Origin of the sequence: Streptomyces sp. NPDC085481 (genome assembly GCF_044541845.1) — a bacterium.
Lineage (GTDB): Bacteria > Actinomycetota > Actinomycetes > Streptomycetales > Streptomycetaceae > Streptomyces.
The window spans coordinates 51,427-72,905 of the sequence record NZ_JBITTJ010000008.1 but is presented as its reverse complement, the minus strand read 5'-3'; the positions used below and the strand labels follow the sequence as shown (position 1 = coordinate 72,905).

At 70.8% G+C, this 21,479-nt stretch carries 22 protein-coding genes; 12 read left to right on the top strand and 10 right to left on the bottom strand.

Annotation, left to right across the window (positions count from 1 at the left end):
- Nucleotides 1-73: 73 nt before the first annotated feature.
- The 3 genes from ACIGEZ_RS18605 to ACIGEZ_RS18595 form a co-directional block, all read right to left on the bottom strand.
- Nucleotides 74-880 (bottom strand): ribonuclease BN, encoded by an 807-nt coding sequence (locus ACIGEZ_RS18605; protein ID WP_399832284.1) that lies wholly within the window; start codon nt 878-880, stop codon nt 74-76.
- A gap of 198 nt (nt 881-1,078) precedes the next feature.
- On the bottom strand, nt 1,079-1,765 hold the full coding sequence (locus tag ACIGEZ_RS18600; protein WP_399832282.1) for an HAD family hydrolase: 687 nt from the start codon (nt 1,763-1,765) through the stop codon (nt 1,079-1,081).
- A 16-nt stretch (nt 1,766-1,781) separates the two neighbouring features.
- Nucleotides 1,782-2,747 (bottom strand): LLM class F420-dependent oxidoreductase, encoded by a 966-nt coding sequence (locus ACIGEZ_RS18595; RefSeq protein ID WP_399832280.1) that lies wholly within the window; start codon nt 2,745-2,747, stop codon nt 1,782-1,784.
- A gap of 337 nt (nt 2,748-3,084) precedes the next feature.
- Here ACIGEZ_RS18595 and ACIGEZ_RS18590 point away from each other — a divergent pair, with 337 nt between their 5' ends.
- The 5 genes from ACIGEZ_RS18590 to ACIGEZ_RS18570 all read left to right on the top strand — a co-directional run bounded on the left by ACIGEZ_RS18590 (nt 3,085) and on the right by ACIGEZ_RS18570 (nt 7,434).
- Complete coding sequence (locus ACIGEZ_RS18590; protein WP_399832278.1) at nt 3,085-3,570, top strand: flavin reductase family protein; 486 nt, start codon at nt 3,085-3,087, stop codon at nt 3,568-3,570.
- Between the two features lie 105 nt (nt 3,571-3,675).
- Nucleotides 3,676-3,831 carry a DUF6131 family protein gene (locus tag ACIGEZ_RS18585; RefSeq protein ID WP_399832276.1) on the top strand — a complete coding sequence of 52 codons (156 nt, stop codon included), beginning with the start codon at nt 3,676-3,678 and terminating at the stop codon, nt 3,829-3,831.
- A 305-nt stretch (nt 3,832-4,136) separates the two neighbouring features.
- Nucleotides 4,137-4,505, top strand: coding sequence for a low affinity iron permease family protein (locus ACIGEZ_RS18580; RefSeq protein ID WP_399832274.1), 369 nt, complete (start codon nt 4,137-4,139; stop codon nt 4,503-4,505).
- 541 nt (nt 4,506-5,046) lie between these two features.
- On the top strand, nt 5,047-5,874 hold the full coding sequence (locus ACIGEZ_RS18575; RefSeq protein ID WP_399832272.1) for a dienelactone hydrolase family protein: 828 nt from the start codon (nt 5,047-5,049) through the stop codon (nt 5,872-5,874).
- A gap of 282 nt (nt 5,875-6,156) precedes the next feature.
- A complete protein-coding gene (locus ACIGEZ_RS18570; RefSeq protein ID WP_399832270.1) occupies nt 6,157-7,434 on the top strand; it encodes an extracellular solute-binding protein in 1,278 nt (425 codons plus the stop codon).
- Between the two features lie 2 nt (nt 7,435-7,436).
- Here ACIGEZ_RS18570 and ACIGEZ_RS18565 read toward each other — a convergent pair whose 3' ends face one another.
- The 3 genes from ACIGEZ_RS18565 to ACIGEZ_RS18555 form a co-directional block, all read right to left on the bottom strand.
- Nucleotides 7,437-9,053 carry a phospholipase D family protein gene (locus tag ACIGEZ_RS18565; protein ID WP_399832268.1) on the bottom strand — a complete coding sequence of 539 codons (1,617 nt, stop codon included), beginning with the start codon at nt 9,051-9,053 and terminating at the stop codon, nt 7,437-7,439.
- Between the two features lie 291 nt (nt 9,054-9,344).
- Nucleotides 9,345-10,238 (bottom strand): AraC family transcriptional regulator N-terminal domain-containing protein, encoded by an 894-nt coding sequence (locus ACIGEZ_RS18560; RefSeq protein ID WP_399832266.1) that lies wholly within the window; start codon nt 10,236-10,238, stop codon nt 9,345-9,347.
- A gap of 110 nt (nt 10,239-10,348) precedes the next feature.
- Entirely contained in the window at nt 10,349-10,888 is a 540-nt protein-coding gene (locus ACIGEZ_RS18555; protein ID WP_399832264.1) for a YbhB/YbcL family Raf kinase inhibitor-like protein, read from the bottom strand.
- A gap of 222 nt (nt 10,889-11,110) precedes the next feature.
- Here ACIGEZ_RS18555 and ACIGEZ_RS18550 point away from each other — a divergent pair, with 222 nt between their 5' ends.
- Nucleotides 11,111-11,596 (top strand): SRPBCC family protein, encoded by a 486-nt coding sequence (locus ACIGEZ_RS18550; protein WP_399832262.1) that lies wholly within the window; start codon nt 11,111-11,113, stop codon nt 11,594-11,596.
- Nucleotides 11,597-11,622: 26 nt separating this feature from the next.
- On the opposite strand, the gene ACIGEZ_RS18545 is transcribed toward ACIGEZ_RS18550, so the two are convergent.
- A complete protein-coding gene (locus tag ACIGEZ_RS18545) occupies nt 11,623-12,576 on the bottom strand; it encodes a RimK family alpha-L-glutamate ligase (RefSeq protein WP_399832260.1) in 954 nt (317 codons plus the stop codon).
- Between the two features lie 14 nt (nt 12,577-12,590).
- Nucleotides 12,591-13,088 (bottom strand): GyrI-like domain-containing protein, encoded by a 498-nt coding sequence (locus ACIGEZ_RS18540; protein WP_399832258.1) that lies wholly within the window; start codon nt 13,086-13,088, stop codon nt 12,591-12,593.
- 106 nt (nt 13,089-13,194) lie between these two features.
- On the opposite strand from ACIGEZ_RS18540, the gene ACIGEZ_RS18535 reads away from it, so the two are divergent.
- The 6 genes from ACIGEZ_RS18535 to ACIGEZ_RS18510 all read left to right on the top strand — a co-directional run bounded on the left by ACIGEZ_RS18535 (nt 13,195) and on the right by ACIGEZ_RS18510 (nt 18,879).
- The gene (locus ACIGEZ_RS18535) at nt 13,195-13,356 is read left to right on the top strand and encodes a putative leader peptide (protein WP_399832256.1); all 162 of its coding nucleotides are present in this window, start codon (nt 13,195-13,197) and stop codon (nt 13,354-13,356) included.
- A 254-nt stretch (nt 13,357-13,610) separates the two neighbouring features.
- Nucleotides 13,611-14,678, top strand: a complete 1,068-nt coding sequence (locus ACIGEZ_RS18530) for an ABC transporter substrate-binding protein (RefSeq protein WP_399832254.1) — start codon at nt 13,611-13,613, stop codon at nt 14,676-14,678.
- Nucleotides 14,679-14,683: 5 nt separating this feature from the next.
- Entirely contained in the window at nt 14,684-15,535 is an 852-nt protein-coding gene (locus ACIGEZ_RS18525; RefSeq protein ID WP_399832252.1) for an ABC transporter ATP-binding protein, read from the top strand.
- Entirely contained in the window at nt 15,532-16,491 is a 960-nt protein-coding gene (locus ACIGEZ_RS18520) for an ABC transporter permease (RefSeq protein WP_399832250.1), read from the top strand. Before ACIGEZ_RS18525 ends, ACIGEZ_RS18520 begins: the two co-directional genes overlap by 4 nt.
- Nucleotides 16,492-16,576: 85 nt before the next feature.
- Nucleotides 16,577-17,932 carry an LLM class flavin-dependent oxidoreductase gene (locus tag ACIGEZ_RS18515; protein ID WP_399832248.1) on the top strand — a complete coding sequence of 452 codons (1,356 nt, stop codon included), beginning with the start codon at nt 16,577-16,579 and terminating at the stop codon, nt 17,930-17,932.
- A 47-nt stretch (nt 17,933-17,979) separates the two neighbouring features.
- A complete protein-coding gene (locus ACIGEZ_RS18510) occupies nt 17,980-18,879 on the top strand; it encodes a TauD/TfdA dioxygenase family protein (RefSeq protein WP_399832246.1) in 900 nt (299 codons plus the stop codon).
- A 65-nt stretch (nt 18,880-18,944) separates the two neighbouring features.
- Here the strand turns inward: ACIGEZ_RS18510 and ACIGEZ_RS18505 are convergent, their stop codons facing one another.
- Together ACIGEZ_RS18505 and ACIGEZ_RS18500 are read right to left on the bottom strand one after the other, a co-directional pair.
- Nucleotides 18,945-19,826: a diacylglycerol/lipid kinase family protein gene (locus tag ACIGEZ_RS18505; protein WP_399832244.1), complete on the bottom strand. Its 882-nt coding sequence runs from the start codon at nt 19,824-19,826 to the stop codon at nt 18,945-18,947.
- 31 nt (nt 19,827-19,857) lie between these two features.
- Complete coding sequence (locus ACIGEZ_RS18500; protein ID WP_399832242.1) at nt 19,858-21,453, bottom strand: FAD-binding oxidoreductase; 1,596 nt, start codon at nt 21,451-21,453, stop codon at nt 19,858-19,860.
- Nucleotides 21,454-21,479: the final 26 nt, after the last annotated feature.

Below are 21,479 nucleotides of genomic sequence, written 5' to 3'. Positions count from 1 at the left end.
CTTCTGACCGGCATTCCGACCACCAAACCTGAGTGAGCCCTTCCACGCCTCCCTGGCGGACGGGCACGGAGCGCTAGGTCCGCCGTTTCAGTGCCTGCATCACGCGGGGCAGTTCGCTGTCGATCAGACGGCCGGTGAGCGAACCGCCGAACACGACGACGCCCACGGCGACGAGCCAGGTCTGGATGACGAGGAACGCGCCGAACGGGCCGTAGGTGACGGCACTGGACGCGATCAGCGGGGAGAAGACGTACCGGGAGAAGATCCTCAGCCCGAGCAGTCCGAGCACGGTGGACACCGCCCCGGGAAGCAAGGCCAGCCACCTGACTCGGCCTCCGAGGAGCAGTCGCTGCGACCACCAGAAGAACAGGATGCCGCAGACCAGAGTGACGACTCCACTGACCGGGTTCTCATGCCAGAAGGGCGAGACCGCGAACAGGTAGAGGAACCCGATGAGGACCGCGAGCCAGACCACGTGCCGCCACCGAGCCCACCAGCTCGCGGGTGGCAGGCCCCAGACCTTCTCGTAACCGCTCTGCACCACCGTGCCGAAAGAGAGCCCGAACACGGCGAGCAGGGCGAGACCGAACGCCGTCGTGGTCCGCCGCACCTGACCGGGCAGAGCGAACAACCGGTCGATCTCCGCCCTGGCCGCCTCCGACACCCCGAGGCCGTCGCCGACCCACTGCGCGAACCCCTTCCCGCCACCCGCGCCCGCGGCGGATACCACGATCAGCAGCGGCACGAGCGTAAGGAAACCGAGCGCCGCGAACCCCAGCGAACGCTGCCAGAGATCGAGTTCGCTGATCGCCCCCCAGCGGTGCCCGGCTCGCAGCCGGCGGATCACGCTGCGTATCCGGCCGAACAGGGAGACGAACATCAGCTCGGCGGCGCCTGGGCCGCGCTCCGCAGCGCAGGCACACCGGCGCTGCGCGGGGTAACGAGCATGGCGCGCTCCAGGGAACTGCTGCTGCCTCCACGGTAGAACCAACCGGCCGAGGCGACCACCGAGAGCCGGAGGCACCGGTGATCGCCATGAGCACCGCCCTGGCCGCAGAGCCGTCGCACTCGCGTTCCCTCACGAAACCCGCCCAGGCGTGGCCGACGCGGCGGCGAACGGGCTGTCGCCGAGACGGGCCAGCAGATCGGCGGGATCGCGGTACACGGCGGCGGCGCCGGCCTCTTCCAGGTCGGCCCGCGGGATACCGCCGCAGAGGAGGCCCACGGCGGTCACACCAGCGCGGGTGGCCGCCTTCATGTCCCACACGGTGTCGCCGACGAACACGGCCCGCTCGGGTGGCACCCGGGCCAGTCGAAGGGCCTGCCGGACGGGTTCCGGTGCGGGTTTGCCTTCCCCGACATCATCGGACGTACTGGTCTCGGCGATGGCGTCGTCGGCGTCGATGGCGCGGCGCAGGGCCGAGAGTTCCCTCTCCTTCGCCGACGTGACGAGGACGACCCGCCAGCCGCTGCCGGCGAGCGTGCGCAACAGGTCGGCGGCCGACGCCAGAGCCGGCAGGCGGTCGAAGCAGGTGGCGTAGAGGGTGTCGTGCCCGGCGCTCAGGCGGTCGTCCTGCGCTGTGTCACGGTCGCGTCCGAGGAGGTGGTCGAGCAGGTCCTCGCCGGGCAGGCCGATCGCCCGGTGTACGGAGTGCATCGGCACATGGTGCCCGGCCTGGCGCAGGGCCTCCCACCAGGCCACCACGTGAAGGTAGTTGGTGTCGGTGAGCGTCCCGTCGACATCGAAGAGCGCGGCGCGGCCCATGGGTTCCTCCTCACACTCACAGCTCCCGCAGGGCGGGGAGCAGCTCTGCCTCCGCCCAGCGAAGGAAGGGCTCCTGCTGGTCGCCACCGACCTGGACCAGGGCGATCTCGGTGAACCCCGCGTCGCGGAACGGACGTACCGCCTCGACGAAGGCGCGGACGTCCGCCCCGCAGGGAATCGCGTCCGCCACGTCCTCGGGACGGACGTGCGAGGTGGCCTGTGCGAAGCCGGCGGGGCCGGGAAGTTCGGCGTTCACCTGCCAGCCGCCGAGGGACCAGCGGAACTGGTCGTGTGCCCGCGCGATCGCCGCGTCGCGGTCGGTGTCGTAGCAGACGGGCAGCTGGCCGATGCGCGGCTTGCCGGCCCCACCGTGCGTGTCGAACGCCTCCAGCAGCTCCCGGCGCGGCTCCGTGGCGATCACCAGGTCCCCGTACCGGCCGGCGATGTCGCAGGAGAGTTCCCCGGACACCGCGATGCCGATCGGAGGGGGATCCTCGGGGAGGTCCCAGAGTCTGGCGTTGTCGACGTCGAAGTGAGGGCCGCGGTGGTTGACCGTCTCCCCCGCCAGCAGGGAACGGATGATGCCGGCGGCCTCTTCGAGCATCTCCAGACGCACCGGGGCCGCCGGCCAGCCGGCGCCGACGACGTGCTCGTTGAGGTTCTCGCCCGAGCCCAGGCCGATCCGGAAACGGCCCCCGGAGAGGATCTGCATGGTCGCGGCCTTCTGGGCGATCACTGCCGGGTGGTACCGGAAGGTGGGGCAGGTCACGAACGTCATGAGCGGCAGCGTGGCCGTGGCCTGCGCGGCCGCGCCCAGAACACTCCATGCGTACGGCGCATGCCCTTGCGACTCCAGCCAGGGAAACGTGTGGTCGGAGATGACGGAGAAGTCGAAGCCCGCCTTCTCGGCGCCCACCGCGTGGGCGACCAGTTCGCGGGGCCCGGCCTGCTCGGTCATCATCGTGTACCCGAAAAGCACCATAGACACCACAGTGATGCTTCTCCCGTGCTCACACGAGCCGACAGCGACGCCAGGCCATGGAAACCTCGCCCTGCCCCCGCCGTCCGGGGTCCCCTGCCGGCTGCCCGCTGCCCACTGCCCGCCGGACGTGCGGCCCGGCACCACGGACGCACCACCCAAGCGGACGACGTGGCTGCGCGCCACAATGGAGCAGTGTCCTGACACGAAGGAGAGCCCCCCACGGCCCCAGAGGGCTGGAGGCTCATGGTGCCCACCACGGCTGCTCTGAGGCTCAGCCTGCGCAGCCCCCTGCCCCCACACGCGCACTCGCACCCGCCCCGCACCCGAGGAGCTGACCGTGGCCGGCCTCGACGGCTTCACCGACGTGCTCGACTACCCGATGTACGCCGTCACGGCGGCAGCAGGCGGCGAGCAGGGCGGCTGCCTGGTGGGCTTCGCGTCGCAGTGCTCGATCGACCCGCCCCGCTTCATGGTGTGGATCTCCACCGCCAACCGCACGTACCGCATCGCACGCCGCGCCTCCCACCTCGCCGTACACGCCCTGCGCCGGGACCAGAAGCAGGTAGCCGAGCTGTTCGGAGGACGGACAGGCGACGACATCGACAAGTTCGGCAGGGTGGCCTGGCGGCCAGGAGAGGGCGGAGCGCCGGTACTGGACGACTCCTGCGCCTGGCTCGTGGGCCGGGTACAGGGACTCGTCGACGGAGGAGACCACGTCGGTTTCCTCCTCGCCCCCGTCGCACAGAGCCCGCCCGGCCCCGTAAGACCGGCGCTGCTCCGGTTGAGTGACGTCGCAGAACTCCCACCGGGGCACCCCGCCTGAGATCACGGGTGCCGGATCGTCCCTGACGAAGCCCTGGTCCCGGAGGCCACGAGCGGAACAGACGCCTACGCTGAGAGGGAAGCTTCTGCGGAATCGGAGGACACCATGATCGTCCTCGGCGTCATCCTGCTCGTGATCGGCCTCGTGGCCGGCCTCGGCATTCTCTGGACCATCGGGATCATCCTCGTGGTCATCGGCGTCATCCTCTGGATCCTGGGCGCGATCGGTCGCGAGGTCGGCGGGCGCCGGCACTACTGGTAGCCGGCCGAACAGCCCACGGTTTCCTGGTGCGATCACGTTGAACGACCCAGCGCCGGACTGTGGGAGGACGTCGGCGATGTCGGCGAGGATCGCGCCGATCGCCGTCATGGCCGCGCCGAACGCGGCACCGCGACGGCGCCGTGCACGTCGTCCCCTGGGCGCGGGTCAGCGCGGTGGCACGCGCGGTGCGATCCGCGCCGCTGGAAGCATTCGCCGGCCCCTGTCACCCGATGGCATGGCGCAGGTCACCATCGCCCGCCGCAGTGGCAAGATGCGGATCAGCTCCTCCTGCGGTACTCAGGAATATGACCCTGGAGCACCCTTCCGAACGGGGAAGCAAGGGGCGCGGCCCGTTCGAACGCCTCGCGGAGCGAGCGTCGAACCTGACGAGCTCCCCTCTGTTCTTCTCGTTCTGTCTGCTGCTCGTCGGAGTGTTCATCGGGGTCCATGCAGCCGGTTTGTCCCTGAGCTGGCAGCTCCTCGTCGGGGACACCATGGTGTCGGTGACCCTGCTGCTCTTGGCTCTCCTGAAGAATGCCGAGCGGCGGTCGGATCGCGCTGTCCAGCGGAAGCTCGATGCGATTGCGCTGGCCCTGCTGGAGGAACGCCGACGTACGACCGGCGAGGCGTTCGACTCGCTCGAAGAGGCCATCGGTTTGGAGGAGGACTCCTAGCCGTGACAGCACCCATGAGGAAGCGTCCACCGGGCAGGGTGAGGAGCAGCAGGGCCACACGGTAGGGCGGCGCGGTGGCCGGCGGGGGCGCGAGGGGGAGCGTCGGGGCATGGGCGTTGCCTGTGCCCTGCTTCCACCACTCCACCACTCCACCAGCAGGTGGTCGCGGTCGTGCGAGGAGAGCGGGGGCGCCGTCCTGGGGGCGCTCGGGGTGATGCCCGCCGCGTCGAGGATCGCCGGCGCGATGCCGATGTTCGCGACGATGCGGTTGTCCACAATTCCCGCGCCCCGGCCGCCGGCCGTCCAGGAAAGGCAGAACGGCACCTCCTGGGCGGCAGTCCGGCCGCGGGCGGTCCCTGAAGGCCTGCACCGCGTCGCCGACGCGGGTCGCTGCTGCCATGGCCATGAAAGCAGGCGGAGCGGAACCGCGGTTCCCTGTACGGCAGATGACAGGGGGAGCCCCGCCGGTGCCAGACTCGTGTCGGCGGGCGAGGTTCTCTCGGCGGCCGGGTCCGGTGTGTGCAGGGGATGAGGGAGAGTCATGACGAACCACGACCTGACCGGTTACGAGCAGAGCTCGTTCACGCACGAGGGGACCCGTCGTCGGATCCTGCGGCGGGGCGAAGGCCCCGCCGTGATCGTGATGGCCGAGATACCCGGCATCACCCCGAAGGTGCTGGAGTTCGCGGAGAAGGTCGCGGGGATCGGTTGTACGGCGGTGCTGCCGGTCCTGTTCGGCGAGCCCGGCCGCGACCCCCACCCCGATGCGCACGGCCCGCTGGGCACCGCGCGGTACACGACTTCGTCGATCCTCAGGGTGTGCGTGAGCCGGGAGTTCACCCTGCTGGCCACGGGCCGGAGTTCCCGGGTCGTGTCCTGGCTACGCGCCCTGGCCGCCCACGAGCACCGGCGGTGCGGCGGCCCGGGTGTCGGAGCCCTGGGCATGTGCGTGACCGGGGGCTTCGCCCTGGCCATGGCCACCGATGCCCGGCTGATCGCCCCGGTGCTGTCCCAGCCGTCGCTGCCGGTGGCCGTGTCGGCTGGCCGGTCACGGACGATCGACATCAGTCCCGAGGAGCTCGCCGTCGTCCGGGGGCGCTGCGAGCGGGAGGGACTGCAGGTCATGGGACTGCGGTTCAAGGGCGACCGGTTCGTACCCGGGGACCGGTTCGCGTTCCTGCGGCGCGAGCTCGGCGACGCCTTCGTCGCCGTCGAGCTGGACGACGGCGCGGCCAACCCCGAGGGCGTGCTCCCCCCGCACTCGGTGCTGACCGAGCACCTGATCGACGCCCCCGGCGAACCCACCCGGGCTGCGCTGGACCAGGTGCTCGGCCTGTTCCGCACGCGGCTGCTCGGCGGCGAGGACTGAGCCTCCGCTCGGTCAGGGGTCGGGCCGGATCGGTTCGGTCCTCCTTCCTTCGCCTCGGCTCGGGCTGGTGGTGGGCATTCGTCAATGCGCCTCACCGGAGTCGCTCTCGACATCGTGGAGAGGTCTACGCGCGTCGGAATCGGCGCCGGTATATCCGAAGACACCATTCGGAATCCTCCCGGTTGGAGCTATGCCCACAACCGCTCGGCAGGGGGCGAAATACACCCCGGACCAGGAGAGAATTCCGGACACACTGTCCAAAAAGATCAAGAGGAAAGATCCATGCGACGAAGACTCTTCGGCGTGACCGCCTCCGTGGCCTCATTCGGACTGCTGGGCTCCCTCGTCACCGCCTGCGGCTCGTCCGGGAACGACGCGACGACCTTGCGCCTCGTGGCCGCCGAGTACGGCGACAGCCCGGCGACCAGCTCCAAGGCGTACTGGGACAAGCTGACCGCCGACTTCAGCCGCACCCATCCCGGCAAGAAGGTCGAGGTGACGCTCTACCCCTGGGCCGACGTCGACCGCGAGGTCACCCGCATGGTCCAGGAGGACAACGCCCCGGACGTGGCGCTGATGGGCGCGTACTCCGACTTCGCCGCACAGGGCCGCATTTACGCCGCCAGCGAGGTGATGTCGATCAGAGCGGAGGCGAATTTCCTGCGCCCGCTCGCCGAGGCGGGCTCCTTCGACGGCACCCTCTACGGCCTGCCCTTCGTGGCCAGCAGCCGGCTGCTCTTCTACAACGAGGAGCTGTTCGACGAGGCCGGAGCGAGGCCGCCGAAGACCTGGTCGGACCTGAAGGACGCGGCGAAGGCACTGAAGAAGGAGGGCGTGCTCTACCCGTACGCCCTGCCTCTCGGCCCCGAGGAGGCCCACGCCGAAGCCCTGATCTGGGAACTGAGCAACGGCGGCGGGTACACCGACAGCAGCGGCGGGTACAGCATCGCGTCCGAGCAGAACACGCAGACGTTCCGGTGGATCAAGGACAACCTGGTCCTGCCGGGTCTGACCGGCCCGGTCCCGCCGGCCGAACTCAACCGCCAGGACGCCTTCGCCGCCTTCCTGCGCGGCGACGTCGGTATGGTCAACGGCTATCCCTCACTCCTCCACGAGGCGAAGGCGAAGGGCATGAAGGTCGGCACGCTGCGCATGCCGGTGTCCGACACACTGGGCGAGGGGGAGACCCCGCCGGCGGCGGGCGTCGCCGACTGGATGATGGCCTTCAGGCACGACGGCAATCGCGAACTGGTGGGCTCGTTCCTGAACTTCGTCTACGAGGACAAGAACCTCAGCGAGTTCGCCGGGCGCTACCACCTGCTGCCGTCGACGGTGTCCGCCACCCAGGCATCCCGCTACGCGGCTGCCGACCCCAGCGCCGAACAGTTCCTGACCGCGCTGCGCAGCGCCGAGCTCTACCCGGTCGACGAACCGTCCTGGCTCCAGGTCAGCAACACCATCAAGCGGAACATCGGCAAGGCCGTCGCACCCGACGCCGACCCGAGGACCGTGCTGGAGCGAATCGCCCAGCAGGCCCGGGACGCAGCTCAGCAGAGCTAGCGTCAGAACCTGTTGTGTCGCCGCAGCCCGGCCGGGCGTCCGTCCGGGTCGACCAGGAGGCGGTACGGCGGCAGGGCGAGGCCGCGCGTCAGGCGGGACATGGCGGGTGGGTGGTAGGCGCGCAGCCGGCCGGGCGGTCTCGGGCTGCGAGCGCCGCTCTCGTACCAGGCGTCCAGGGCCGCCGCGCTCGCGGCGAAGGAGGCGAAGGCCTTCGCCGGATCGCACAGGTCCTCCGGTGCGAAGCGCGAGTCCGGCTTCCCGGCGTCCACGTGCTCGCAGGAGAGCTCCAGACGCAGGTCCCGTGCGAAGCGGCGGGCGTGGTCCCCGAGACCGCCGGGATCGCGTGGCTGCCGCCGGTCCACACGTTCGTCCAGGACCACGCAGTCGAGCTCCGAATCGTGCGTCCAGGAGCGGAGGTTGATGTTGTCCGAGCCGACCGAGGCCCACACGTCGTCGATCACGCACACCTTGGCATGCACGTACACGGGAGTCCCGGCGGCGTTCTCCAGCCCGTACACGGCCACCCTGCTGCCGCCCGCGCGACGCAGTCTGTCCAGTGCGGTGACGCGTCCGACGAGGTTCATCGGACGCGTGAGCCGTCCGTCCTGCTCGGGGACGGTGGGTATGACGGCGATCAGACGCAGGCCGGGATTCTCGTGCAGTGCCCTGGCGAAGAACCCCACCACGTTCGGGGACCACAGGTACTGGTCCTCCAGGTAGACGAGCGATCGCGCCCGGCGCAGGGCTTTGAGGTAGCTCCGCGCGATGCTGCGTTCACCGTCGGGGGCGAAGGGGTAGCCGCGCAGCAGCCGGTTGGGGTAGGTCCGGAGCACCTGCACGGCGTGGCTGCCGCAGGGACGGGGGTCGGGCAGCTGTGGAGGGAGGGCGTCGGCTTCGGTGTCCTCGCGGTGCACCATGGCGCGGAGGCGGACCATGGGGCTGCGGCTGAGGGGCGAGGGGTCCTCCCAGCGCTCGCGGAAGCCGGCTTCGAGGTCACCGACGGCCGGGCCGCGGATGGCCAGCTGCACGTCGTGCCAGGGGGGCCGGGGGCCGTAGGCCGCCGCGAACGACAGCGTCTGGGGGTCGCCGTGGTGGGAGGCGTCGTCGTTGCGACCGTGGCACAGGTCGATACCGCCGACGTACGCGACGTCGAGGCCGGGCCGGCCCGGGTGGCGCAGGACGACGAGTTTCTGGTGGTGGGAGCCGCCGGGCCGCACCCGCATGTCCAGCAGACACTCGGCACCGGCCTCCTCAAGCTCTTCTCCCAGGTGACGGTTCTCGCTCTCGCTGAACTGGAACGTGTCCAGGTGCGAGCGCCAGACAAGTCCCTTCACGATCACTCCGCGCGCCGCGGCTTCGCCCAGCACGGTGCTGATCTCCGTCCCGGCGCCGTCGAGACGTTGGTCGGGGTCGCCGCGCCAGTCGGTGAAGAGCAGGAGGTCTCCGGAGCGCTGCGCTCTGACCGCACGGAGGAGCTCGGCGAAGTACGCCGCACCGTGCACCAGCGGCCGGACGTCATTGCCGCGGGTCCATGCGGCCCGGTCGGGGTGACGCCGGTCCAGGCGGGTCGAACCGTTTCCGCGTTCACTCGCGGTGAGCATCCAGTCGCTGTACCTCACGGTGGCCTCCACCCGGCGGCTACCCACTCCGCGCGGTGCCGAAGCGCTACGCCGCTCGCCCGGCGACGCGGGCCCGGTGCGCCCGCGTCGACTCGTAGGCGTCGCTCCACAGGTTTCCGATCCCGTCCTGACGGAACCTCGCCACCCCCCGCGTAATGCATGCGGCATATGCCATGGCTCCGGGTGGCCCGGGGTCCTGCTGCCCCGGGTGCGGCGAGCCGTCGACACCGGCCGCGTCCTGGCCATAGAGGTGCGACGTCGCTCCACTACGCCCGAAGGAACCAACCGGCCCTACGGCACTGCGGCGGCTACGTGATCGGCGCGGTCGCGGAGGCGGGCCGCGTCCGCGCTCGGCGGTACGCCGAACTGGCGCTTGTACTCCCGGCTGAACTGGGAGGGGCTGTCGTATCCGACCCGGGAGCCGACGCCGGTCACATCGTGCGGGCGGTTGGCCAGCAGCAGTCGCGCCGCCTGCAGCCGCATCTGCTTCTGGAACTGGATCGGGCTCATCGCCGTCACCGACTGGAAGTTCCGGTGGAACGCGGAGACGCTCATCCCGGAGGACTGCGCCAGGTCCTCGACCCGGAAGGCCTCGGCGTAGTTGTCCCGAATCCAGTTCACCGCCCGGGTGACGTGGGTCAGGCCGCTGTCCGCGAGGCCCAGCTGCCGGACCGCTTCGCCCTGCTCTCCCGTCATCAGCCGCCACAGGATCTCCCGCTTGATCAAGGGCACCAACACCCGGCGGTCCCGGGGCCGGTCCAGCAGACGCAGCAGCCGGACGATCGCGTCGATCAGCTCCGCCGGCGCGTCAGTGACCGTGATCCCGGGCCGAGTCGACCGGGTCGACGGCGGCAGGTCGCCCGGCCCCGCCTGCAGCATCAACTCCGCGATGACGGCGGGCTCCAGCGTCATCCCGAAACCGAGTTCAGGGCCTTGGGCGACGCGCCCGGTCACCGGCAGATCGGCCGAGGCGACCAGATACTGGCCGACGCCGTACTCGTACACCCGGTCGCCGAGCGCGAGCCGTTTGGCCCCCTGGGCGATGACCGCGAGCACCACGCCGGACATCGCGTACTCGGGCTCTGCGCCGGGGTCGGCTCGACAGATTCGTACGCCGTCGATGGGCGTGGTCAGATCAGGCCGCGCGTGCCGGCTCAGCAGATCGCGAAACTCGTCGAGGGACATGCCCCCATCTCATCATGAGGCGGCATGATCCTCCCCCTGGAGAGAGGATCATGCAGGAGCAGGACCGCACTCCCGGCGTACGGGAGGACGGTCCCGCCAACCGGCGGCTCCTACTCCCCGGGCTCCTCGTATTCGGCGATCAGGTGGCCGCGGGCGATGGTGTGGAAACGCAGGTTGAATCCCACGAAGGCCGGTGCCGCGTCCGCATCCGGCCCCAGCTTCTCCTGGTCCACGGCGTACACCGTGAACACATAGCGGTGCGGGCCGTCCCCCTTCGGCGGCGCGGCCCCGCCGAAGTCCCTGCTGCCGTAGTCGTTCCGCGCCTGTACCGCACCGGCCGGCAGTCCCTTGAAGGGCCCGGTGCCGGCCCCGGCCGGCAGCTCGGTGACATCCGCCGGGATGTCGAAGACCGTCCAGTGCCAGAACCCGCTACCGGTCGGCGCGTCCGGGTCGTAGCACGTGACCGCGTAGCCACGGGTGCCCTCCGGCCCGGCCGACCAGCTCAGCCGGGGCGAGGAGTTGCCCTTCGCGTACACCTGCGCGTCCGGCAGGGTCCCGCCGTCGGTCACGTCCGTGCTGCTGACCGACAGCTCGGGCACCGGCGGGTGGAAGTCGTGCGGCAGCGGACGCCGTGTCACCTGACCAGTCAACTCTTGGTACCTCTTCCGTACTTCCCTGGAGAATCGCCCGAACGGGCCTGTCGCCCATCGGACCACGGATCTCCGGGAAACGACCTGTCGCCGAGAGGATCGTGCAAGAAGGCGCGACCTTTGTGAACGCTCCCGGACCGGAGACAGGCAGCCAACGCGTCCATTACCGTACCGGCGAGTAGGAGGTGGGTGGCCGGCCCACACGGTGCGAGGGAGCGGGCGATGGATCGGCAGTGGAGCCTGGAAGAGAGTACGGTCGCCGACGCGCCACCCTCTGTCGTCTACCGGTTGGTGTCGGACCTGCGGAACATGGGGCGCTGGAGCCCGGAGTGCCGGTACGTGTGGGTGCTGCGACCGCCGGCACGAACCGGAACCCGGTTCATCGGGTTCAACCGGCGCGGGCCGTTCGTCTGGCCGACCCTGGGGCGGGTGAGCCGGGTACGGCCGGACAGCGAGTTCGTCTTCGACGTCGGCGTCTTCGGACTGCCCATCGCCCGCTGGGGCTACCGGTTCGAAGCGGAGGGCCCGGGAACACGGATCACCGAGTTCTGGCAGGATCTGCGGACCAGTGGATACCGGGCGCGGGTCGCCGACCTGCTCGGTACGGTCTTCGCCGGGACGAACCCCGCCCGCCGGGTCGCGCTCAACCGGGCCGGGATGCGCACGACCCTCGAGCGCATCGCACGGACCGCAGCCGCCGAGACCTGAGCCCTGGACGGCGGGCGGCTCGCGGTCTACTTCTCTTCGCAGGCGAGGCGGTTGCGGCAGGCGGTGACGATGGCCTCCGCGATACCAGGCATGTCGGGCTGCCAGGTGGGGTTGCAGTTCACCTCGCACACGGCGAACGAGCCGTCCGATTCGAAGAGAAGGTCGACGCCGGCGACGCCCAGGCCGATGACGGCCGCCGCTTCGACGGCCAGGGCCTCCGCGTCCGGATACCGGCCGGTGCAGACGGTGTGCCTGCCGCCTTGTGCCAGGTTGGAGACGAGTCGGTCGTCGCCCGCCTCGCGCACCACCGCGGCCACGGCCCGCCCCTCGACCACGATCACGCGGAGGTCACGGCCGTGCGAGTGGGCGACGTACCGTTGGAGGAGATAGGGGTGACGGTCGTCCAGGCTGCCCGCCACCGACCGCAGCCACGCGTCGTCGGGGGCGAGGAAGACCCGTTGGCCCCGCTGGCCGCGTACGGCTTTGACCACGTACGGCGTGGGCAGACCGGTGGCGAGTACGTGCTCCAGGGGTGCGTCCGTGTGCGTACGGGTGTCGGGGACCGGGATGCCGGCCGCGGCGAGCTGTTGCAACTGCCAGAACTTGTTCACCGATGCCAGGACCGCCTCGGCGGGGTTGACCAGGCGCGTGCCCATGGCGGCCAGGTGCCGCAGCAGCGTGGCCTCCCTGTCGGCCGAAAGCCGGGGCGTCGACAGGCGGGCGTAGACCACAGCGGGTGCGGCGAGGGGCCGGCCGCTGGTGTCGGCGAGCGTGAGCCGTCCGCCTTCCACTCCGAGCACCAGCCGGCTGCTGTGGACGACCGCGGCCCGCTGCCCGAACTCCGACGCGAAGGCGTCCAGGAGTTGAGAGGTGACCGGTCCCGGCTTCCCGTGCCCGCCATCCGAATTCCCGCCACCTGGGTTCCGGCTCAGGCCGGGGCATAGCAGCAGCCACGCGCGCGTCTCATCCGCCGGTGGCATGACCGTCCCTTCACTCACCGGTGCACCACCCGCCAGTTGAGCTCGGTGCGCAGGTCGCGTGGGTCCATGTCCGGGGAGGGCTGGGTGACGTACGTTTCCCAGCGGTCCTCGCCGGCGGTCAGTCCGCGCTCACGCATCCAGGAGCCCAGGCGTTCCCAGGAGGTCGCGAGGCCGTCGAAGGATCCGCGGTGCGTCAGACGGGCGACCCGGCCTCCGGGCAGCGTGCCGGCGACGACCCCCTCTTCCGGCCGCACCGCCCGGTCCGTGACGAACCCGACCTCCAGACGCAGCGTCTCGCCGGATGGCCCGTGGTAGAGGCCGAAGGCCGGGCTCAGCACGCCGATCCGCTGAGCCTCGATGGTCCTGGCCAGGGCACCGAACGACGCGTCGAAGAAGTCCCGCAGCCCGTCCGTCGGGACGACGCCGCGCACGACCGCCGTCGTCTTCGCTTCCAGAACGACCACGACGGGCTCCGCATCGCCCGCCTCGCCGTCCCGTCCACTCCTGCTCATGCCGCTCCTCTCCGTGCCCCATGACTGCTGTGAACCTATCGGCCCCGGTGCGACAAGGACTCGGCGACTCGCATCGGGTCGATTGTGAACGCCGCACTTCACGCGTATGTCACGCGATTCAGTATGCGAGACCCGGCGGGGCGGGACATTGACGTGTCCTGTTTTCACTGCAAGTCTCTTCGTCGTGAGCGCGATCGATATCCTCGCCGCGCGGCTCCACGTCGATCTGCGACGTCAAGCCAGCGCCATCTGTGCCGTCGGCCGGTAGAACCGCCGATAGGCGCTTCTCCCTTGCTCTCTTCTCGGTCGTGGACTTCTCTGCCGTGCCACACCGGTGACCCCGGCCCGAGCTCCTCACGGAATTCTCTCGCACTCCTTGCCCCGAATTCCGATGTGCCTTTTCCGGCTGCGCTTTCCCTCCGGGCCGAATGACGCGTCGCAGTGTCAGCCGGCGTTTCTCACGCGGGAGATCTCCGCGGAAACCCCCTCCAGCCGCTCCATCGAACGTGAACAGGATGACCCATGACCACGACGGCGTCGCCCCGACGACAGTTCCTCACTCTGCTCGGTCTCTCCGCGGTCGCCGTGAGCTGCGGCACGACCGCCACTGGGGGCTCAGGCAAGGGCCAGACCCGGGCGCTGCGCTATCAGGGCTGGGCAGGACAGGTCACGTTGCCGGAGCTGGCCGAGGATCTCGGCTATCTCGAGGACGTGAAACTGGAGTGGGTCGGCAACACGATCAGCGGGCCGCAGGACATCCAGTCCGCCGCCACCGGGCAGACGGACTTCGGCGGCGCGTTCAACGGCGCGGTCGTCAAACTGGCCGCGAACAAGACCCCCATCAAGGCCGTCATCAGCTACTACGGATCCGACAAGTACGCCTACAACGGCTACTACGTCCTTGCGGACAGCCCGATCCGCTCCGCCCGCGATCTCACCGGCAAGAAGGTCGGGATGAACACGCTCGGAGCCCATGCGGAGGCGATGCTCGACATCTATCTCCAGCGTCGCGGTCTGTCCGGGGCGGAGATCGACAAGGTCGAGCCGCTGGTGGTGCCACCGGTGAACACCGAGCAGTCGCTGCGCCGAAGACAGATCGACGTGGCCGTGCTCGGCGGCATTCTGCGCGACAAGGCCCTGGCAACCGGCGGAATCCGCCCGCTGTTCACGGACTTCGAACTGCTGGGCGCCTTCAGCGCCGGGAGCTACGTGATGACGGACCGCTTCCTCAAGCGGAACCCCGACACGGCACGGACCTTCGTCACCGCGGTGGGACGGGCCATCGAGTGGTCGCGCACCACTCCACGCGACGAGGTCATCGCCCGGATGACGGACATCGTGAAGAAGCGCGGCCGCAACGAGGACACCGCACCCCTGAAGTACTGGCACTCCTACGGCGTCGCCGAGAAGGCCGGCCGGATCACCGGCGGGGAACTCCAGCTCTGGATCGACTGGTTGGCCGAGCGCGGCGACATCCGGAAGGGCCAGGTCACGCTGGACGACCTGTACACCAACGCGTTCAACTCCGCCGGCAAGGGCGGCACCACGCCCGCCTCACCGGCCCCCTCCGCCTCGACGAGCGGGAGCTGAGTCCCATGCCGACACCCACTGCGCCAAAGATCGTGTTCGAGGACGTCCGGAAGGTCTTCACGGTCAAGGACACGACGGCGAAGGGAGGTCCGGAGACGCGGAAACCCAGGGAGTTCACGGCAGTCGACGGCATCGACCTGGAGATAGCGGCGGGCGAGCTCGTCGTCCTGGTCGGCCCCAGCGGCTGCGGCAAGTCGACGCTGCTGGACCTGCTCGGCGGCCTCGCCCGACCGACCGGTGGACGCATCCTGCTGGACGGCGAACCCGTCACCGGTCCGGGCCTGGATCGCGGGATCGTCTTCCAGCAGTACGCACTGCTGCCCTGGCGCACAGCGCAGGGAAACGTCGAGTTCGGCCTGGAAGCCACCGGCGTGCCACGCCGCCAACGGGGCGCACGGGCCCGGGAGTTCCTGGATCTGGTCGGCCTGTCCGGGTTCGAGAACCGGCATCCGCACGAGCTGTCGGGCGGGATGCGCCAGCGGGTGGCGATCGCCCGCAGCCTGGCCTACGACCCGGACGTGCTGCTCATGGACGAGCCGTTCGCCGCGCTGGACGCCCAGACCCGGGAGTCGCTGCAGGACGAACTGCTCCGCATCTGGCAGCGCACCGGTAAGACCGTCGTCTTCATCACGCACAGCATCGACGAAGCCGTCTATCTGGGGCAGCGCGTCGCCGTCATGACGTCCAGGCCGGGCCGCATCAAGCAAGTCGTGCCGGTCGCCCTCGGCTCCCGCACCGGCACGGGTGACATCCGCTCCACCCCCGAGTTCGCGCACCACCGGCACGAGATCTGGTCGCTGCTGCACGACGAGGTGGCCATGGCCCAGCAGCTGGAGAGGCAGGAGGCATCCGCATGAGCCTCACGACCCGCACCACCACCGAGAAGACTCCCCCACCGCTCCCGGCGGGCCCCGCGGGAGGCGGCCACGCCCCCGTCCCCACCTCGTCCGCCCCCGCCTCGTCCGCCCCCGCCTCGGCGCCACCGCTGCCCCGGTCGCGCCGAGCGGCCGCGCAGGCGGCCCGTACCCGCCGGGTGCTCCTCCGGCTGTCGTCCCTCCTGGCGACCGGTGCCACCAAGTCCGCGGCGATCGCGGCCCTGCTGGTGCTGTGGGAGACCGCGCCACGGCTCGGGCTCGTCGACCGGACCTTCCTGCCCCCGTTCAGCGAGGTCGCCGTCGCCTGGTGGGCGCTCGCGGCCGACGGTCAGCTCGCCGACAACACGTACGCCAGCCTGGTGCGCTCGTTCAGCGGATTCGGTCTGGCCCTGGTCCTCGCCGTACCCCTCGGTCTGCTGATCGGCTGGTACCGGCCCGTCGCCGATCTGCTCGGTCCGCTGCTCGAGGTCTTCCGCAACACCGCCGCGCTGGCCCTGCTGCCGGTCTTCGTCCTGCTCCTGGGCATCGGGGAGACCTCGAAGATCTCCATCGTGCTATACGCGTGCGCCTGGCCGATCCTGCTCAACACCATCAGCGCCGTACGCCATGTCGACCCCACGCTGCTGAAGCTCGCGAAGTCGATGGACCTGTCCGCACCCCGGCTCTTCCAGAAGGTCATCCTGCCGTCCGCCGTGCCGGTCGTCTTCACCGGCATCCGGCTGGCCGGATCCGTGTCGATCCTGGTGCTGGTCGCCGCCGAGATGATCGGCGCCAAGGCGGGGCTCGGTTACCTGATCAACGCCTCGCAGTACAACTTCGCGATCCCGCAGATGTACGCGGGCATCATCACGATCTCCGCCATCGGCGTGGCCGTCAACCAGCTCCTGGTGGCCCTCGAGCGCCGGCTCAGCTCCTGGCGCGTGTCCGCGGGCCACTGATCCGGCCGCCCTCACGCGACTGATCCGGACCCCCTCCCGCCCCGCGGTCCCCGCTCGTCCCACCGCCCCCGATCCGAGGAACCCCATGCCCGCGACCAGCCCCCGCCGACTGCATCTCAACGCCTTCCTGATGAACGCCGGCCACCACGACGCCGCCTGGCGCCACCCCCGTACCCAGCCCGAACGGGTCACCGATCTGCGCTACTTCCAGCAGCTGGCCCGGACGGCCGAGCGCGGGCGGCTCGACTCGGTCTTCCTCGCCGACGGTCTCGCCCTGTGGGGGAACGCCCGGTACAACGCGCTCGGCGGCTTCGAACCGCTCACCCTGCTGTCCGCGCTGGCGGCGGTCACCGAGCACATCGGACTGATCGCCACCGTCTCCACCACCTTCAACGAGCCCTTCCACACCGCCCGCAAGTTCGCCTCCCTCGACCACATCAGCGGCGGCCGGGCCGGCTGGAACATCGTCACCTCCGGCACCGTGAACGAGGCCCGCAACTTCGGCCAGGACCAGCACCTGGAGCACCGGCTGCGCTACGAGCGGGCCCGGGAGTTCGTCGAGGTCACCACCAGACTGTGGGACAGCTGGGAGGACGACGCGATCCTGCTCGACCGTGAGCGTGGCGTCTACGCGGACACCGACCGGGTGCGGCCGATCGACCACCGCGGGGAGCACTTCGGGGTGCAGGGCCCGCTGAACGTCCCGCGCAGTCCGCAGGGCCACCCGCTGCTGGTGCAGGCCGGCTCGTCGGAGGACGGCAAGGAGTTCGCCGCGCAGTACGCCGAGGCCGTCTTCACCGCCCAGCAGACCCTCGCCGACGGCCAGGCCTTCTCCAGGGACCTCAAGTCCCGGCTCCCGCGCCACGGCCGCAGCGAGGACCAGCTGCTGGTGCTTCCCGGCATCGCTCCCGTCATCGGCTCGACCGAGGCGGAGGCACGCGCGCTGGAACAGGAGCTCACGGAGCTGCAGATCCCCGAGTACGGGCTCGCCCAGCTGTCCGGCATGCTCGGCACCGACCTGACGGGGCTGCCACTGGACGGCCCGCTGCCGGAGCTGCCCGAGGAACGGGACATCAACGGCAACAAGAGTCGCTTCACGCTCGTCGCCGACCTCGCTCGCCGCGAGGGCCTGACCGTACGCCAGCTGATCGCCCGCCTCGGCAGCGGCCGCGGCCACCGCGTCTTCGCCGGCACCCCGGAGCAGATCGCCGACGAGCTCCAGGAGTGGTTCACGCAGGGCGCCGCCGACGGCTTCAACATCATGCCGCCGCTCCTGCCGGGCGGACTGGAGGACTTCGTCGACCACGTCGTGCCGATCCTTCAGCAACGGGGCCTGTTCCGTACCGAGTACAGCGGCCGCACCCTGCGCGAGCACTACGGTCTGGCCCGCCCCGCCAACCGGCCGGCCGCGGCAGCGGCCGCGGAGGGCCGGCCCGTGTGACCGGCCCCGCCCATCACCTCTTGATCACCTTCCGAAAGGACTCGCTCATGACCACCGGCACCGGCTTCGACGTCCGCAGGATCGGCGGCCGTATCGGCGCGGAGATCGTCGGCGTGGACCTCCGCGCCGAGCTCGACCCCGCCGTCGTCACCGAGATCAACTCCGCGCTCCTGGAACACAAGGCGCTCGTCTTCCGCGGCCAGCGGCTCGACGAGGAGGGCCAGCTCCGCTTCGCCTCCCTCTTCGGCGAGCTCACGACCGCGCACCCGACGGTGCCGTCCCTCGACGGCCGGCCCGAGATCCTGCCCGTCGACGGCGACGAGGGCATCCGTGCCAACCACTGGCACACGGACGTCACCTTCGTCCGTACGCCGCCGAAGGCCTCCACGCTGCGCAGCATCGTGGTTCCGCCCTACGGCGGCAACACCCTCATCGCCCACGCGGGTGCCGCCTACCGGGATCTGCCCGAGCCGCTGCGCGAGCTGGCCGACAAGCTGTGGGCAGTGCACACGAACGCCTACGACTACGCCGCCCCGAAGAGCGAGAAGGCGGCCGAGCACCGCAAGCGGTTCGTCTCCCGGACGTACCGCACCGCCCACCCGGTCGTCCGCGTCCATCCCGAGACCGGGGAGCGCGGGCTGTTCATCGGCGGCTTCGCCCAAAGCATCATCGGCCTCGGTCCCTCCGAATCCCGCGATCTGCTGCGCATCTTCCAGGCATACGTCACCCGCCCCGAGAACATCGTGCGGGTGGCCTGGCAGCCGGGCGACCTCGTCCTGTTCGACAACCGCATCACCCAGCACTACGCCCCCGACGACTACGGCGACCTGCCGCGCCTGCTGCACCGGGTGACCGTCGCGGGCGACGTCCCGGCCGGTGTCGACGGCACGCTCAGCCATGTCATCGAGGGCGACGACGCCACCCACTACACCCCCGCGACGGCCTGAGCCCCGGCTGCCGGGACGGGTGCCCGGAGGAGGCGTCGCCCCCCTCCGGGCACCCGATCCGCCGGTCAGGCCAGGACGTTCAGAGCGGCGGGCCGCACCCTGAGGGTGACCGGCAGGGTCGCGTCGACCTCGCCGTCCGCTCCGTACGGGAGGGGCCGGTCCGCTTCGATGCGGATCTCCTTGCCGCGCAGGATCTCGACCTCGGGACGGTTCACGTGCGCCCCGGTCTTCAGCTCGTTCATCATGGCGAAGAAGAGACGTTTCGGTGCCTTCTTGATGACCACGACGTCGAGCAGCCCGTCGTCGATGCGCGCGCCCGGGGCGATGTTCCTCCCGAAGCCGTAGAAGCCGGAGTTCGCCACGACGACCGTGTAGCCGGTGCGCTCGTGCCTCACCCCGTCGATCGTGACGCGGTACGCGGCGGGCTTCCAGGCGAGGACCGCCCGCAGGCCGCCCGCGTAGTACGACGCCGCGCCGCGCAGCACTCGGGAGGCGTTGGCGTGGCGGTTGGCCACCGCGTCGACGCCCGCGTACACGCTTCCGAGAACGCAGGTCCGCGCGTGCGCGGCTGACTCCACCTCGATCGTGTCGACGGCCCGCGGCTCGCCGTCGAGCAGCAGCTCGACGAGCCGCGGGGCGTCGGTGGGAAGTCCCAGGGCGCGGGCGAAGTCGTTGCCGCGGCCCGCGGGGACCAGGCCGAAGACCGTGTCCGTGCCGCTGAGCGCGCCGCCGACGCAGCCGGCCATCCCGTCACCGCCGACGGCGAGCACGACGTGCCCCTGTGCTCCGGCTTCCAGGGCGAGCTCTCGTGCGTGCGCCAGGCTGCGGCTGTAGACGGTGTCGAGTCGCGCGCCAGCCTCCCGCAGCAGACGGGCCAGCGGGAGCAGGCCCGCCGTGCCGCTGGAACCCCCTGCGGTGGGGTTGACGACGGCGGTGAACTGTCGCATGGATCTGGCCTCCGGGCGGCACGAGTAGGGTTCAGCGGATGGGGATGAGGACTCCGGGGCTGAGCACACCGGAGGGGTCGACCTCGGCCTTGACGGCCTGCAGCATACGAATGCCGAGGGGGCCGATCTCGCGGGCGTACCAGTCACGGTGGTCGGTGCCGACGCCGTGGTGGTGGCTGATGGTGCCGCCCGCGGCCAGGATCGCGTCGTTGGCCGCCCGCTTCACCGGTGCCCAGTGCGTGACGGCGTCCTCGCCCTGCGCGGACACGACGGTGAAGTACAGGGAGGCGCCGTTCTCGTACGTGTGCGAGATGTGGCACATGACGAGCGGTGGCGTGCCCGCCTCGGTGAGGGTGCTGGTCAGCGCGTCCCGCACCGCCGTGTACAGGCCGGGGATGGCGGACCAGAAGGCCGCCGTCTCCAGCGTCTCGGCGAACGCGCCGGCGTCGAGCAGCGCGTCGCGCAGGTAGGGCGCGTTGTACCGGCCGTGCTCCCAGCGGTCGCCGGGCTCCTCGCCGATGAACTCGCCGTCGCAGGCGAGCAGGAGCTCGCGGGCGGCGGCGCGCCGGGCGGCCGTCTCCTGCTCGGTGCCCTCGTAGCCGACGATGGCCATGCAGCCCGGGTTCTGCGGGAGTTCGGTGCTGCCGATGGCGTCCGGCTGCGCGAGTCCGATGAAGGTCTCGGTCTCGTCGGACAGCCGCAGCACCGTGGGCCGGGGGCCGTCCTGGGCGAGTCGGCGCAGTGCTGCCGTGCCGGCCTCGAAGGAGGCGAAGCGCCAGCCCTCGTAGATCCGCTTCGCGGGCAGCGGGCGGATGCGCACGGTGACCGCTGTGATCACTCCGAGGGCGCCTTCGGAGCCGAGGATCAGCTGGCGCAGGTCGGGGCCGGCGGCCGAGCGCGGGGCCCGGCCGGTCTCGAGCGTGCCTTCGGGTGTGGCGACCGTCAGGCCCAGGACCATCTCGTCGAAGCGGCCGTATCCGGCTGACGCCTGGCCGCTGGAGCGGGCCGCGGCGAAGCCGCCGACGGACGCCCACTCGAAGGACTGCGGGAAGTGTCCGAGGGTCCAGCCCTGCTCGTTGAGCAGCGCCTCGCACTGCGGGCCGCGCAGACCGGGCTCCAGGGTCGCGGTGCGGGACACCTCGTCGACGGCGAGCAGCCGGTCGAGCCGCCGCAGGTCGAGGGCGACGAACGGCCGCTTCGTGGTGGGCGCGAGGCCGCCGACGACGGAGGTGCCGCCACCGAAGGGCACGGCGGCGACCCCGTGGTCGGCGCAGGCGCGGAGCACGGCGAGGACCTCGTCGTGGTCGCCCGGGAGCACGACCGCGGCGGGGATGTCGTCGATCTCGCCGGCGCGGATGCGCAGCAGGTCGGGGGTCGACTTGCCGCGGGTGTGCCGGATGCGGCTCTCGGCGTCCTCCCGCAGGCCGTCGGGGACACCGACGGCCGCGCGCAGCGCGGTGCGGGCCTCGCCGGTCAGTGCCGGGGCGGGCGTTTCGATGTCGGTGAGGGCGGCCGGGCCGCTCTCACGCGGGGTGACGCCGAGCAGGTCACGCAGCAGGCCGGTCACCGAGTCGGGCAGGGGTGCCGCCTTGGCCGGGTCGCCCCAACCGCTCCACAACATGTCCACTTCGAAAGGGTTCCTCACGGTCTGTT